The 14,646-nt window shown below is 66.6% G+C and carries 12 protein-coding genes; 6 read left to right on the forward strand and 6 right to left on the reverse strand.

The window, feature by feature from the left end; genetic code table 11:
* The first annotated feature begins 83 nt into the window (after positions 1–83).
* Positions 84–2,207: an acyl-CoA dehydrogenase family protein gene (locus tag ACVWZ7_RS00115; protein WP_456506520.1), complete on the forward strand. Its 2,124-nt coding sequence runs from the start codon at positions 84–86 to the stop codon at positions 2,205–2,207.
* A 130-nt stretch (positions 2,208–2,337) separates the two neighbouring features.
* Here ACVWZ7_RS00115 and glgA read toward each other — a convergent pair whose 3' ends face one another.
* Positions 2,338–3,546 carry a glycogen synthase gene (gene glgA, locus ACVWZ7_RS00120; protein WP_116765907.1) on the reverse strand — a complete coding sequence of 403 codons (1,209 nt, stop codon included), beginning with the start codon at positions 3,544–3,546 and terminating at the stop codon, positions 2,338–2,340.
* A gap of 102 nt (positions 3,547–3,648) precedes the next feature.
* Here glgA and glgC point away from each other — a divergent pair, with 102 nt between their 5' ends.
* The 3 genes from glgC (at position 3,649) to ACVWZ7_RS00135 (ending at position 7,233) form a co-directional block, all read left to right on the forward strand.
* Positions 3,649–5,067, forward strand: a complete 1,419-nt coding sequence (gene glgC / locus ACVWZ7_RS00125) for a glucose-1-phosphate adenylyltransferase (protein ID WP_425547244.1) — start codon at positions 3,649–3,651, stop codon at positions 5,065–5,067.
* A 56-nt stretch (positions 5,068–5,123) separates the two neighbouring features.
* The gene (locus ACVWZ7_RS00130; protein ID WP_456506521.1) at positions 5,124–6,632 is read left to right on the forward strand and encodes an SDR family NAD(P)-dependent oxidoreductase; all 1,509 of its coding nucleotides are present in this window, start codon (positions 5,124–5,126) and stop codon (positions 6,630–6,632) included.
* A gap of 133 nt (positions 6,633–6,765) precedes the next feature.
* Entirely contained in the window at positions 6,766–7,233 is a 468-nt protein-coding gene (locus ACVWZ7_RS00135) for a pyridoxamine 5'-phosphate oxidase family protein (RefSeq protein ID WP_116765703.1), read from the forward strand.
* Positions 7,234–7,241: 8 nt separating this feature from the next.
* On the opposite strand, the gene ACVWZ7_RS00140 is transcribed toward ACVWZ7_RS00135, so the two are convergent.
* On the reverse strand, positions 7,242–7,688 hold the full coding sequence (locus ACVWZ7_RS00140) for a universal stress protein (RefSeq protein WP_456506522.1): 447 nt from the start codon (positions 7,686–7,688) through the stop codon (positions 7,242–7,244).
* Between the two features lie 225 nt (positions 7,689–7,913).
* Between ACVWZ7_RS00140 and ACVWZ7_RS00145 the strand changes: the two genes are divergently transcribed.
* On the forward strand, positions 7,914–8,645 hold the full coding sequence (locus ACVWZ7_RS00145; protein WP_344367714.1) for a response regulator transcription factor: 732 nt from the start codon (positions 7,914–7,916) through the stop codon (positions 8,643–8,645).
* A 40-nt stretch (positions 8,646–8,685) separates the two neighbouring features.
* Here the strand turns inward: ACVWZ7_RS00145 and ACVWZ7_RS00150 are convergent, their stop codons facing one another.
* Positions 8,686–10,386 carry a GAF domain-containing sensor histidine kinase gene (locus ACVWZ7_RS00150; protein ID WP_344367715.1) on the reverse strand — a complete coding sequence of 567 codons (1,701 nt, stop codon included), beginning with the start codon at positions 10,384–10,386 and terminating at the stop codon, positions 8,686–8,688.
* A gap of 167 nt (positions 10,387–10,553) precedes the next feature.
* Between ACVWZ7_RS00150 and ACVWZ7_RS00155 the strand changes: the two genes are divergently transcribed.
* Positions 10,554–11,051, forward strand: coding sequence for a pyridoxamine 5'-phosphate oxidase family protein (locus ACVWZ7_RS00155; protein ID WP_237563289.1), 498 nt, complete (start codon positions 10,554–10,556; stop codon positions 11,049–11,051).
* A gap of 105 nt (positions 11,052–11,156) precedes the next feature.
* On the opposite strand, the gene ACVWZ7_RS00160 is transcribed toward ACVWZ7_RS00155, so the two are convergent.
* The 3 genes from ACVWZ7_RS00160 to ACVWZ7_RS00170 are packed head-to-tail and all read right to left on the reverse strand — an operon-like array spanning position 11,157 to position 14,522.
* Complete coding sequence (locus tag ACVWZ7_RS00160; RefSeq protein WP_344367716.1) at positions 11,157–12,008, reverse strand: transglutaminase family protein; 852 nt, start codon at positions 12,006–12,008, stop codon at positions 11,157–11,159.
* Positions 12,005–12,931, reverse strand: coding sequence for an alpha-E domain-containing protein (locus ACVWZ7_RS00165; RefSeq protein ID WP_091254130.1), 927 nt, complete (start codon positions 12,929–12,931; stop codon positions 12,005–12,007). The genes ACVWZ7_RS00160 and ACVWZ7_RS00165 overlap by 4 nt, the downstream gene beginning before the upstream one ends.
* A complete protein-coding gene (locus ACVWZ7_RS00170; protein WP_116765708.1) occupies positions 12,924–14,522 on the reverse strand; it encodes a circularly permuted type 2 ATP-grasp protein in 1,599 nt (532 codons plus the stop codon). Before ACVWZ7_RS00170 ends, ACVWZ7_RS00165 begins: the two co-directional genes overlap by 8 nt.
* Positions 14,523–14,646: the final 124 nt, after the last annotated feature.

A 14,646-nucleotide genomic window follows, 5' to 3' on the forward strand; every position in this document is an offset into this window, starting at 1 on the left:
GGCACCAGGGCCCCGGCCTCGCAGCCGAGACCCCGGAACTGAGGCCTTAGCACTGAATTGTCAGAACCAAAGAAGGAATCGACATGACTGAACTCGCCGACCGTACCGCCGGCACCGAGCCCGGACGCAGCACAACATCGGCAGCCAGCCGGCCCGGCGCCCCGGAGCAGCCCGCCGTCGACGTCGCAGCCCTTGGCGAGCAACTGTTGGGCAAATGGGCCGACGTTCGCCGGCACGCCCGCGCGGTGTCCGGCCAACCGGAACTGCACAAGATCGAAGGCCTGACCCACACCGAACACCGCCGGCGTGCCTTCGGGCAGCTGGAGCACCTCGTGCGCCACGAAGCCGTCCACCGGGCCTTCCCGTCCGCGCTTGGCGGCAACGATGACCATGGCGGCAACATTGCAGGCTTCGAGGAACTGGTCACCGCCGATCCTTCCCTGCAGATCAAGGCCGGCGTGCAGTGGGGCCTCTTCGGTTCCGCCGTCATGCACCTGGGCACCGAGGACCACCACCGCAAGTGGCTGCCGGGCATCATGAGCCTGGCAATTCCCGGCTGTTTTGCCATGACCGAGACCGGGCACGGCTCGGACGTCGCCAGCATCGCCACCACGGCCACCTACGACCCGGCCACCGAGGAATTCGTGATCCACACGCCGTTCCGGGCCGCGTGGAAGGATTACATCGGCAACGCCGCGATCGACGGCCTGGGCGCGGTCGTCTTCGCCCAGCTCCTGACCAAGGGCGTCAACCACGGCGTGCACGCCTTCTACCTGGATCTGCGCGACCCCGACACCAAGGAATTCCTGCCCGGGATCGGCGGCGAGGACGACGGCGTCAAGGGCGGCCTGAACGGCATCGACAACGGCCGGCTCCACTTCGCGAATGTCCGCATCCCGCGCACCAACCTGCTCAACCGCTACGGCGACGTCGATGCCGAGGGCAACTACACCTCCCCCATCGCCAGCCCGGGCCGGCGTTTCTTCACCATGCTCGGCACCCTCGTCCAGGGCAGGGTCTCGCTCGACGGTGCCGCCGTGGCCGCCTCCAAGCTCGCGCTGAAGACCGCCATCCAGTACGCCACCGAGCGCCGGCAGTTCAACGCCTCCTCCCAGACCGACGAGGAGGTCCTGCTGGACTACCAGCGGCACCAGCGCAGGCTCTTCACCCGGCTCGCCACCACTTACGCGGCCAGCTTCGCGCACGAGCAGCTGCTCGAGAAGTTCGACGACGTTTTCTCCGGCCGGCACGACACCGACGAGGACCGGCAGGACCTCGAGACCCTGGCCGCGGCGCTCAAGCCGCTCAGCACCTGGCATGCCCTGGACACGCTGCAGGAATGCCGCGAGGCCTGCGGCGGTGCCGGCTTCCTGATCGAGAACCGCTTCGCGTCGCTCCGCGCGGACCTGGATGTCTATGTGACCTTCGAAGGCGACAACACGGTCCTGCTGCAGCTCGTCGCCAAGCGCCTGCTCGCGGACTACGCCAAGGAGTTCCGCAACGCCAACGTCGGTGTCCTGGCCCGCTACGTCGTGTCCCAGGCGACGGGCACTGCGCTGCACCGCAGCGGCCTGCGCCAGGTGGCCCAGTTCATGGCCGATTCCGGCTCCGTGCAGAAGGCCGCGATCGCCATCCGCGACGAATCAAGCCAGCGCGCCCTCCTGACCGACCGGGTCCAGGCCATGGTCGCGCAGGTCGGCGCGGCGCTCAAGGGGGCCAACAGGCTCCCGCAGCGGCAGGGCGCCGCCCTGTTCAACGCACACCAGCACGAGCTCATCGAAGCCGCACAGGCGCACGCCGAGCTGCTGCAGTGGGAGGCCTTTACCGAAGCCCTCGGCAACGTCACCGACCCCGGTACGCACAAGGTCCTGACCTGGCTGCGTGATCTCTTCGGCCTGTCGCTCATCGAGAAGAACCTGTCCTGGTACCTGATGAACGGCCGGTTGTCGATGCAGCGCGGGCGCACCGTGGGCGAGTACATCAACCGGCTCCTCGTGAAGATCCGGCCGCACGCCGTCGACCTGGTGGACGCGTTCGGCTACGGACCTGAGCATCTCCGCGCCGAGATCTCGACCGGGGCGGAAAAGATCCGGCAGGACGAGGCCCGGGACTACTTCCGGAAGCAGCGGGCCAGCGGCCAGGCGCCCGTCGATGAGAAGATCCTGCTCGCCCGCACCACGCTGCAGTCCAAGGCCGCGCGCGCCTGAGCTTTCGGCGGCACCATCATCCGGCCAAGCCTTGAACGCACGACGGCGCCGCTCCCCGTTGAGGGGGCGGCGCCGTCGGGTGTTCAGCAGTCCTTGCCTGAGTCCATATCTCTGTCTGGAGGACTGCCGGTCAGGAGGCCGGGCCTGGAAGGACCGAACGGTAGACCTCCAGCGTGGTCTCTGTGATGGATTCCCAGGAGAAGTGCTCCTCCGCCCGGCGCCGGCCCGCTTCCCCCATGGCCCGGGCCCGGGCGGGATCGGACACCACCTCGGTCAGGGCGGCGGCGAACTCGGTGACAAACTTTTCCGGGTCGAGCGGGGTGCCCGTGCCGTCGGTGACCTGTTCGAGCTCCACGAGCAGCCCGGTCACTCCGTGATCGACAACCTCCGGGATGCCGCCGGTGGCGCTGGCCACCACGGCGGCACCGCAGGCCATGGCTTCAAGGTTCACGATGCCCAGCGGCTCGTAGATGGACGGGCAGGCGAACGCCGTGGCGTGGCTGAGGACCTGGATGAGCTCGTTGCGGGGCAGCATCCGTTCCACCACGATCACGCCCGTGCGCTTGCTCTGCAGCTCCTCGATGAGGCGCGCGGTCTCGGCCGCCAGCTCGGGAGTATCGGCTGCGCCGAGGCACAGCACCAGCTGGACATTGGCCGGCAGTTTGGCGGCGGCACGGAGGAGGTAGGGAACGCCCTTTTGCCGGGTGTTGCGGCCGACAAACACTACGCTCGGCAGCGAGGGGTCGATCCCGAGCGCCCGGACCACGTCCTCGCCCTCGTCCCGGTTCCACAAGCTGACGTCAATGCCGTTGTGGACCACCTTGACCTTGGCCGGGTCCACCTCCGGATAGCTGCGCAGGATGTCCTGTCGCATGCCTTCCGAAACGGCGATGATGGCGGCGGCGGCCTCGTAGGCGGTCTTTTCCACCCAGGAAGACACCGCGTAGCCGCCGCCGAGCTGTTCGGCCTTCCACGGGCGCAACGGTTCCAGGCTGTGGGCGCTGAGCACATGGGGAATGCCGTGGAGCAGGGACGCAATGTGTCCTGCCATGTTGGCGTACCAGGTGTGGGAGTGCACCAGGTCCGCGCCGGCAATGTCCGGAACGATCCTAAGATCCACCCCGAGGGTCTGGATGGCGGCGTTGGCGGAGCCCAGGTCTTCGGGCACGGAGTAGGACGTGACCGTCGCTCCGTGGTACCCGGGCTCGCGGGGCGCGCCGAAGGCACGCACCTGTAGGTCCACACGTTGGGCCAGGACTCTACTGAGCTCGGCCACATGGACTCCGGCGCCGCCGTAGATTTCCGGCGGGAATTCTTTGGTCACAATGTCTATTCGCACATGCACCAAGGTAGTCGTTACGGTGGAACTGATCTAGTGTGAAGACGTTCGGGCATGCCGGACTGTTTTGGGGAGTAACGAAGGCGTTCAGGAGCGATAACCATGCCGCAGCAAAAGAAAGTCTTGGCAATTGTCCTCGCAGGTGGCGAGGGAAACCGGCTCATGCCATTGACGGCGGACCGGGCCAAGCCGGGCGTGCCGTTTGCCGGAAGCTACCGGCTCATTGACTTTGCCCTTTCAAATCTTGTGAATTCGCGTTATTTGCAAATTGTGGTGCTGACGCAATACAAGTCGCACAGCCTGGACCGGCACATTTCTGAAACGTGGCGCTTGTCCACCCAATTAGGCAACTACGTGGCCTCCGTTCCGGCCCAGCAGCGGGTCGGCAAGAGCTGGTTCCTGGGGAGTGCCAACGCCATCTATCAGTCCCTGAACCTGATCCACGACGCCAACCCCGACATCGTCGTCGTGGTGGGCGCAGACCACGTCTACCGCATGGACTTCTCCCAGATGGTGGCGCAGCACGTAGCCAGCGGGGCCAAGGCGACGGTAGCCGCCGTCCGCCAGCCGCTGCACATGGCGGACCAGTTCGGCGTGATCGAAACCGACCCCGAAAACCCGGACAAGATTTCCGCCTTCGTCGAGAAGCCGTCCTCGACGCCCGGCCTCGCGGCCGACCCGAGCCAGTTCCTGGCCTCCATGGGCAATTACGTGTTCAACGCCGATGCCCTCGTCGAAGCCCTGCACGTTGACGCCGAGCGCCTCGACACCAAGCACGACATGGGCGGGGACATCATCCCCTACTTTGTCTCCCAGGGTGAGGCCGGCGTCTACGACTTCACGCTCAACGACATTCCCGGGTCCACCGAACGGGACCGCACCTACTGGCGCGACGTCGGCACCATTGACTCGTTCTACGACGCCCACATGGACCTGATCTCCCCTGTGCCGGTGTTCAACCTCTACAACTCCGAGTGGCCGATCTACACCCGCCAGAGCGTCTCCCCGCCGGCCAAGTTTGTCCGCGGCAAATCCAACACCGTGGGCAGCGCCCTCGATTCCATCGTGGCCAACGGCGTCGTCGTCTCGGGCGGCATCGTGGAGGGCTCAGTGCTCTCCAACGATGTGTACGTCGGCACATCCAGCCGGGTCCTGGATTCGGTGCTCATGGACAAGGTCAATGTCGGCGAGGGTGCTGTGATCAGGCGCGCCATCCTCGACAAGAACGTCAAGGTTCCGGCCGGGGCCGCGATCGGCCTCGACGCCGAACTCGACCGCGCCCGCGGCTTCAAGGTCACGGAGTCCGGCATCACGGTCCTGTCCAAGGGGCAGCTCGTCCCGGAGCCCGGCGACGCAGAACGGGCGCTCTCCGCCGCCAACCTGCGCCTTGTACCGGATGCCGTCCGTGCCGCCACCGAAAACTGGCCGGAACTGCGGGACTCGGTGGACAGGGTCGCTGAGGCGCAGGCCGCCGCCGTCGGCGTGGACTCCCAGGGCAAACGCTCGACCAAGGCCTACTAAGGCCGGTGCCCTGCCGGAGGTCCGGCAGGGCACCGGTTGCCTGTAAAATTGGGGCAATGAGCTCCCCCGATCTATCCTCCGATCTTTCCGTTGCTGCGTTGACCCCAGCCGAGCCGGCCGCTGCCGAGCTGACCCCGGAGGAGATTCGGGCCTGCCTGAAGGTCCTGAACACCATCCACGCGTACGACGAGGAACACCCGGACTACGTGTCCGTCCGCCGTGCCACCGGAAAGATGTTCAAGGCGGTCAAGCGCCACCGCCGGGTTGCCAAGCGCGATGAGATCGCCGAAGCGGACCGCGCCGTCATCGCCCAGACAGCGACGGCGGCCCCGGACAGGATCGACGACGAGACGCGCGGCAACAAGCTTGCCCCGTCCGCGACCGGCGAAATCGCCGGGCACCTCATCAGGTCTCGCCCGTGCTACATCTGCAAGCAGCACTACACCCAGGTGGACGCCTTTTATCACCAGCTGTGCCCCGAGTGTGCCCTGTTCAGCCACAGTAAGCGCGACGCGCGCACCGACCTGACCGGCCGCAATGCCCTGTTGACCGGCGGCCGGGCGAAGATCGGCATGTACATCGCGCTCCGGCTCCTCCGGGACGGCGCCCACACCACCATCACCACACGCTTCCCGAAGGACGCCGCGCGCCGCTTTGCCGCGATGGAGGACAGTGCTGACTGGCTGCACCGGCTCCGGATCGTGGGCATCGACCTCCGGGATCCGTCCCAGGTGATGGCCCTGACGGACTCCCTGGACGCCGCAGGTCCGCTGGACATCATCATCAACAACGCGGCCCAGACGGTGCGGCGCTCCGGAAACGCCTATAAGCCCCTGGTCGACGCCGAGGACGAGCCGCTGCCCGCGGCCCTTCAGGCCGGCAATGGGGGGCCCGAGCTCGTCACGTTCGGCCACGCGCATGACAAGCACCCGCTGGCACTGGCCAGCACGGTGCTTGAACACCCTGTGCTGGCCGGGGACGCCATCACCTCCCTGGCCCTGTCCACGGGTTCTGCCTCACTGGAGCGCATTTCCTCGGGCACCGCGATCGACGCCGGCGGGTTGGTGCCGGATCTCGCCACGATCAACAGCTGGACCCAGGTGGTGGACGAGGTGGACCCGCTGGAGATGCTCGAAGTGCAGCTGTGCAACGTCACGGCCCCGTTCCTGCTGGTGAGCCGGCTCCGCGGCGCCATGAAGCGCTCCACCGCGCGGCGGAAGTACATCGTCAACGTCAGCGCCATGGAAGGCCAGTTCTCCCGCGCCTACAAGGGCCCCGGGCACCCGCACACGAACATGGCCAAGGCGGCGCTGAATATGATGACGCGCACCAGTGCCCAGGAAATGCTTGACGCCGACGGGATCCTGATGACCGCAGTGGATACCGGCTGGATCACGGACGAGCGCCCGCACTACACCAAGGTCCGTCTCATGGAAGAGGGCTTCCACGCGCCCCTGGACCTGGTTGACGGCGCGGCCCGCGTCTATGACCCGATCGTCATGGGCGAGGCCGGCGAAGATCAGTACGGCGTCTTCCTCAAGGACTACAAGCCCAGCCCCTGGTGACGTCCGGAGCTCCCCGGATCCGCCTGGCGGCACGGGGAGCGCGCTGCGGGGTGTGGCCGCCGGGCCTTATGGCCCCTTGACCGGGCCTTATGGCCCTAATGGGACTCCGGGCCTGCCCGTAGGGTGTCTGTCCATGGACTCAACCACGCCCTCGCCCGATTACTCGCTCACCATGGACCAGTGCTGGGTCCTCCTCGATACCGAAGCCGTGGGGCGCGTCGCGCTGATCGTGGACAGCCATCCGGAGATCTTTCCAGTGAACTTTGTGCTTGAACGGCGTGCGATTGTCTTCCGCACCTCCGGCGGCACGAAACTGTGGGGCGCCATCACCTCCAAGCCGGTCGCCTTCGAAATCGACGGCTACGACGCCCACGACGAAGCGGCGTGGAGCGTCATGGCCCGCGGCGAAGCCGAGCTCATTGAGAGCCAGGAGGAGAAGGATGCCGTGGATGCGTTGCTATTGGAGCCCTGGCAGCCTGGCGAGAAGGCCTATTACGTGCGGGTCGCTCCCAAGGCGCTGACCGGACGACGCTTCAAGGTCAACCGGCCCGACCTCTGGACCACGCGCCTTTCGGACCCGCGCCGCTCCACCTTCGAATAGCTCCGGCGTCACGACTCGTTCTCGGGCGAGTGCACGATCAGCACCGGGCAATGCGCATGCGCCACACAGGCGGAGCTGACGGATCCCAGAAGCAGGCCGCCGAAGCCGCCGTGGCCGCGGCGGCCCAGAACCAGCATGTCCGCGGTTTTGCTTTCCTCGATGAGCACGTGGCGCGGATGGCCTTGGACGAGCCGGGTTTCGACGTTGGCGGGAGCGTCCGGGCCGAACGCCTTGGCGACTGCCTCGGCGAGGATCTCCCCCGCCCGGACATCAAAGTCATCGATGCCGACGGCGACGTAGCCGTCGTAGACCGGCGGGTAATCCCAGCAGGCCAGGGCGACCACTGTGGCGGACAGCGGCACGGCAAGGCGCTGCGCCTGCCGGAGAGCCTCCACAGAAGGCTCCGAACCGTCAACGCCCACAATGATGGTCCGGGTGTCGCTGGCTTCGTTCATTGGTGATCCCTCATCGTCGTATCGGCCGGGCACGGATGGCGCCGCTCCCATGATGCCGCCGGGCCCTGTGGGCGCCTAGGGCCAAAAGTCATGCGGCGCCGCCGGCGGGTGGGCATTAGGACCCTTGTCCCGGGACACGGTGTGCAGAAGAATGGCTAAGGCTTGGGGAAGTCAGCGAACTACAGAATCAAACGGTGCAGCAGAAGGCGGCCGGACAGGAGAACCATGATTGCCTGGTCAGATGCAGGTCTCACTGCACCCGATGGCGTGCCGGCGGTTATACGCGTCTTCATCCTTGACGACCACGAGCTGGTCAGGCGAGGGCTGCAGGAACTCCTCGAAGGCGAGGGATTCGTCGTGGTCGGCAGTTCCGGATCCGCGGTCGAGGCAACCCGCCGGATTCCGGCCCTGCATCCGGACGTCTGTGTGCTGGACGCCCGGCTGCCTGACGGGACCGGTATTGAGGTCTGCCGCGACGTGCGCTCTGTTGACCCTTCCCTGAACTGCATCATCCTGACGAGCTTTGACGACGAACAGGCACTGCGCGGCGCCGTGCTGGCAGGCGCCCGGGGCTACGTACTCAAAGAGATCGGCGGCACCGACCTGATCGGGGCCCTGCGGCGGGCGGCCACCGGGGAATCGCTCTTTGAGGAAGGCGTCGCCGCCGGCGTCGTGGACAGCCTGGTGGATACCGAGGAAGTCGACCCCCGTACCTCGTCCCTCACGCCTCAGGAACGCCGGGTACTGGAACTTGTGGGCGGCGGACTGACCAACCGGCAGATAGCGGCGGAGATGTTCCTGGCGGAAAAGACCGTCAAGAACTACGTTTCCTCGCTGCTGGCCAAGCTTGGATTCGAACGCCGCACCCAGGCAGCCGTCTTCATCGCCAGTCCGGCGGTCCCGGTGGCGTCCGGCGGGAACGCCGGTGACGCGAACCGGCCGCACAGCGTCCGGTAGCACCTGCAGTCCGGGCATACCGCCGAAAAATGAAGGGGCCCTAAAGGGGCACCGACCACTCGAGGCTCGTACCGGCGTCGGGCGTGCTGGTGATGGTGCACTCGCCATCGAGCATCCGCGCCCGGTCCTCGAGGTTTGTCAGGCCTCCGCGTTTTTCCGGATCGGCGAATCCGGTGCCGTTGTCGTTGATCACCACCGTCACCCGGCCCTTGATGACGGCGACTGAGACGGAAATCGTGTCCGCGCCCGAGTGCCGGATCGCGTTGCTGAGGCCCTCGGAGACAACAGCCACCACGTTGTCGGCCTTGTCCGGTGTCACGGCATCCACCGGTCCGGTGATGGTCAGGCGCGGGGCAAAAGGCATGGACTTCGCCGAACTCTTCGTGACCCGGCGGATCCGGCCGCTCAGCAGTTCGGTTTCTCCGCCGCTGCTCTTGAGGGAGTAGATGGTGTCGCGGAGGCTCCGGATGGCCTCGTCGAGTTCGCCTGTGATGTTGCGGATCCGCTCCAGCGCCAATTCTTCCTTGGTGAAGCGGGTGAGGCTCTGCACGCTCAGTCCGGCAGCGAACAGCCGCTGGATGACGAGGTCATGGAGGTCCCTGGCGATCCTGTCACGGTCGGTGAAGACCAGGAGCTCTTCGCGCAGCCGGTGCACTCTGGCCAGTTCCAGGGCCAGGGCCACGTGGGAACCGAAGACGGCTCCCATTTCAATGTCTGTCCTGGCGTAGCGGACCGAATCTTTGTTCTTTGCCAGCAGGAGAAGCCCGTGGTGGGCGCCTTGGGTGCTGAGTGCCACGGCCAGCAGCGGCCCCGTGACGGAGCCGTCGACCTCCCCGACGACGTCGGACGCGTCGTCGAAGAGCACCGGCTCGCCGCCGTCGAGAACTCCTTCCAGACGTTCGGACTCAAGGTGGAGCGACCGTCCCGAAAAGGACCGTCCGCGTTCACCGGCGACGCCGATCACCACGTAGCTCGGCGAGTCGGCCGCGGGCGCCACCAGCAAGGCGAGGTCGGACGCGGACTCCTGGAGGGCGCGGGCGGCAATCGGGTCAAGGCCGCCCGAGGTGTAGTCCCGGTCGGTGCTCAACATCAGCCCGGAGACGTCCATGCTGGCTTCCAGCCACCGCGCCCTGCGGCGCGCGTCGTCGTAAAGGCGGGCGTTCTCGATGGCGACGCCGGCGGCTGCGGCGAGGGCGACTGCCAGGGCTTCGTCCTCGTCGGTGAAATCGCCGCCGCTTTCCTTCTCCGTGAGGTAGAGGTTTCCGAAGACGACTTCGCGGACGCGGACCGGGACGCCCAGGAAGGAATGCATGGGCGGGTGGTGTGCCGGGAAGCCGTAAGACTCCGGATGTTTTCGTAGATCGTGCATCCGCATTGGCCGGGGATCGGAAATCAGCAGGCCGAGTACGCCGTGGCCTGTCGGTAACGGACCGATCTGCTGTGCAAGCTCTTCGTCGATGCCGACGGTGATGAAGTGGCTCAGGGCGTGGTCATCGCCGATCACCCCCAAGGCGCCGAACCGGGCATGCAGCAACCGGCACGCCGACAGCACTACGCGCTCCAGGACTGCATCCAGGCTCAGGTCCTCGGCCACCGCCACAACCGCTTCCAGCAATCCGGCCATGCGTTCCTGAGACTGTTGGAGTTCCTCGGCCCTGGAACCAAAACCCTTCAGCAGCTCCTCAAGACTGGGATTTGGCTCGGAGGCGGTATGGCCATGGCTCTTACCCGTCGAATGCATGTTGTTGCCCCAATCGCTCCGGCGCTCGTCGACGCTGACGACGTGATGCCAGAATACCGTGAACTGAACGGAAGGTCCCGAGTAGTGGGCATTTATTAGCGCTTTGTTCCATGGCTGGGACCTTTTGCCCTAGCCCCTGCTCACCCCTGCGGCGTAAGCTCGCCGGCATGAGTACTGATGCGAACCCGGGCGGCCAGACGTCGAAGGACCAGCCCCACGCCGTGGAAAACCTCGATCATCACGAATGCTGGCGACTCTTGCGCAGCGTCTCGGTGGGTAGGCTGGCGGTCTGGGTGGACGATCATCCCGACATCTTCCCGATCAATTACAAGGTCGATCACGGGACGCTAGTGTTCCGCACCGCAGTGGGCACCAAGCTGCAGGCAGCCACGGGCGACACGCCGGTAGCGGTGGAAGCGGACGGCGTCGACGCGGACACCGGGATCGCCTGGAGCGTCGTGGCCAAAGGCCAGGCCGCGCCGGTGCAGAACCCTGAGGAAGTCATGGACACCGTGGGCCTGTTGCTGTTCCCGTGGCAGGCCGGGAAGAAGGAGCACTTCGTCCGGATCACGCCGGATACCGTCACCGGCCGTCGGTTCAAGGTGGTCCCGCCGATGACCTGGTGGACACCGCTGGACGACGCCACCCGGTCGGGCCTGGAATAATCCTTACCCCCGGTCCCCTACCGCCCCGGTCCCCGGGTTGCGCTATCAGTTATGGCTGTTCTGAGGGCTCAGAGCAGCCATAACTGATAGAGCAACGTTGTGCGGCTAGGCGAGGCGGGTGATCTCCACGCTGACGTTGAGGGCCGATCCGCCGCCGCCGGACAGGATGCCCTTGAGCGGCGGGACGTCGCGGTAGTCGCGGCCCCGGGCCACGGTGACGTGGAAGTCCCCGGCCGGCTTGTGGTTGGTCGGGTCCCAGCTGCGCCATTCGCCGTCCCACCATTCGAGCCACGCGTGGGACTGGCCTGCCACCGTCTCGCCGATGTCCGCCGTCGAACGAGGGTGAAGGTAGCCGGAAACGTAGCGGGCCGGGATCCCGCAACTGCGCAGGGAGCCGATGGCCAGGTGCGCCAGGTCCTGGCAGACGCCCTGCCGCTGGTTCCAGGCCTGCTCGGCGTTAGTGGTGACGCCGGTGGAGCCCTTCATGTACGTCATCTCGCCGCGCATCCAGGCGAAGACCGCCATGGCGGCCTCGTGCGGCGTCTTCCCCTCGACGACGCCCGGAATGATGCCAAGCACTTCGGTGCCCGGACCGGTCAGTTGGGACTGCGGAATCCAGTCGCTGTACTGGTTGAGCGTCTCCGGGGCCGCCAGGACGTCCCACCCGACGATGTCGGCCTCGGCTGCGATCTTCTCCACCCGGTGCACCTCCACGGTGGTGGTGGAGAGGACTTCGAGGTGTTCGTGGGGCATCTGCATGTCGAAGGCCGTCACGCGCGTGCCCCAGTAGTCGCGGTAGCTGCTCAGGGCCGCCTGCGAGGGCGACACCTTCATGGAGGACTCCAGGACCACCTGCTGCGGGTCCGTCAGCGGGGTCATCCGGGCCTCGTTGTAGGACAGGGTGACGCGCTTGTTGTACTTGTACGCCGTCTTGTGGACGATCCTCAGCCGGGTCATGAAACTTCTCCCACCCAGGCCAGTTCGTCTGCCTGATTGAAGTACTTACGGGAAATGGCGTCCGAGGCCTGCGAAACCGCCTTTTGCACACGCTCCATGTGCTCCGGCAGTTCCGACATCAGGTCGTCTGTGCGGTGGAACTCCAGGAAGGTGCGGGCCTGGCCGACAATGCGGCGGGCGTCGTTGATGAAGCCGACGCGCTGGGCCGAGGGGTCCAGCTTCGCGAGGCACTCGTCGGCGTCGCGCAGGGCGTAGACGATCGACCGCGGGAACAGCCGGTCCAGGAGCAGGAACTCTGCCGCGTGCTGGTCGCCGAAGGCCGCCCGGCGCGTGCGCAGGAAGGATTCGTACGCGCCCGCGCAGCGGAGCATGTTCACCCAGGACATGCCGGCCGAGAGGACATCGCGCGTGGACAGCATGCGGGCCGTCATGTCGGCGCGTTCGAGGGACCGGCCCAGGACCAGGAACAGCCAGCTCTCGTCGTGGCTGACGGTGGTGTCGGCGAGGCCGCTGACCATCGCCGTGCGCTCCAGGACCCAGTTGCAGAACCGGTAGGTGCCCACGACGTCCTTGCGGTGCTGGTTCAGCCCGTAGTAGGTAGTGTTGAGGCTTTCCCAGAGCCCGGAGGAGACGGTCTCCCGGGCACGGCGGGCGTTTTCCCGGGCCGCGCCGAGCGAGCCGGCAATCGACGTCGCACTGTGCTTGTCGTACGCCAGGGCGTTCAACAGCTCGGGGAGGCCGAACTCGTCATTCTGCGGGCGTGCACCCATCACCGCCAGGAGCTCCTGCGCGACGCTGCGCTGTTCTTCCATGGGCAGGTGGTTGAGGCGCTCCAGGTGGACGTCGAGGATCCGGGCTGTGCCGTCGGCCCGTTCCACGTAGCGGCCGATCCAAAACAGTGACTCGGCAATACGGCTAAGCATTCGCGGTTACCTCCTGCGCGTCAGAAATCTGCTGCTGCTGTTGCTGCTCTTTCTGGCTGTCGCGCCAGTTGCTTTCGACCGGCCAGACCGAAACCCGCTCACGGACCGTGATGGTGGGCCGCGGGATGACTTCGACCGGAACCTGCGGGGAATCCGCCAGGACCCAGGTGTCCTTGGAGCCGCCGCCCTGGCTTGAATTGACGATCAGCGAGCCCTCCTTGAGCGCCACCCGGGTCAGGCCGCCGGGAAGCACCCAGACGTCCTCGCCGTCGTTGACCGCGAACGGGCGCAGGTCCACGTGCCGGGGGCCGAACTTGTCGCCGCTGAGCGTGGGCACCGTGGACAGCTGCAGCACCGGCTGCGCGATCCACCCGCGGGGATCGGCGATGACCCGCTTGCGGAGGGCTTCGAGTTCTTCCTTGGAGGCATCCGGGCCGATCACGAGGCCCTTGCCGCCGGAGCCGTCGACCGGCTTGACCACGAGCTCGTCGAGCCGGTCCAGGACGTGTTCCCGGGCTTCCTTCTCTTCGAGCCGGTAGGTGTCCACGTTGGCGATCACGGGCTCTTCGCTGAGGTAGTACCGGATCAGGTCCGGGACATAGCTGTACACGAGCTTGTCATCGGCGACGCCGTTGCCCACCGCGTTGGCGATGGTCACGCCACCGGCGCGGGCCGCGTTGACCAGGCCCGGGCAGCCGAGCATGGAATCGGCCCGGAACTGCAGTGGATCCAGGAACTCGTCGTCGATGCGTTTGTAGATGACATCCACGCGCTGCTCACCGGCGGTGGTGCGCATGTAGACGCGGTTGCCGCGGCAGATGAGGTCGCGGCCCTCGACGAGCTCGACGCCCATGAGGCCGGCAAGGAGGGTGTGCTCGAAGTAGGCGCTGTTGAACACGCCGGGGGTCAGGACCACGACGGTGGGATCGTCGACGCCGGCGGGCGCCGTTTTGCGCAGCGCGGACAGGAGCCGGCGCGGGTATTCCTCGACAGGGCGGATGAGCTGCTGGCCGAAGGCCTCGGGCAGGCCCTTGGCCATGGCGCGGCGGTTCTCGAGGACGTAGCTGACGCCCGAGGGCACCCGCACGTTGTCCTCCAGGACGCGGAAGGTGCCCGCGGCGTCCCTGACGACGTCGATGCCGGAAATGTGGACGCGGACGCCGCCGGCGGGTTCGAAGCCGTGCACCTGGCGGTGGAAGTGGGCGCTCGTGGTGACGAGCTGGCGCGGGATGACGCCGTCGGACACCACGGTCATCTTGTCGTAGACGTCGTTGAGGAAGGCTTCCAAGGCCCGGACCCGCTGCGCGACACCGCGTTCCAGGACGCTCCACTCATCGGCGGGGATCACCCGGGGGACGATGTCCAGGGGGAAGGGGCGCTCCTCGCCGGCGAAGTCGAAGGTGACGCCGCGGTCCAGGAAGGTCCGTGCCATGGAATCGGCGCGGGCGCTCACATCGGCCAATGAAAGTTCACGCAGGGCCCCGGCCACCTGCCCGTAGGACTTCCGGGCCTGCTGGCCGGGGGTAAACATCTCGTCGTAGGCGCCGGTGCGGCCGGCAGCCTCGGAGTAATCCTGGAATAGGTCAGACATGGTGACTAGCCAACCACTTTTTCGTTACGAAATCATTTCGGCGGCCCCCGCACGGCGCGGTCGGCGCACGGGCGCCTGCCCGGGCGGCCGCAGTTACTGCTTTTCCCGCCGCGTACGGCAATGT

It is taken from the genome of Arthrobacter sp. TE12232, from assembly GCF_054062615.1.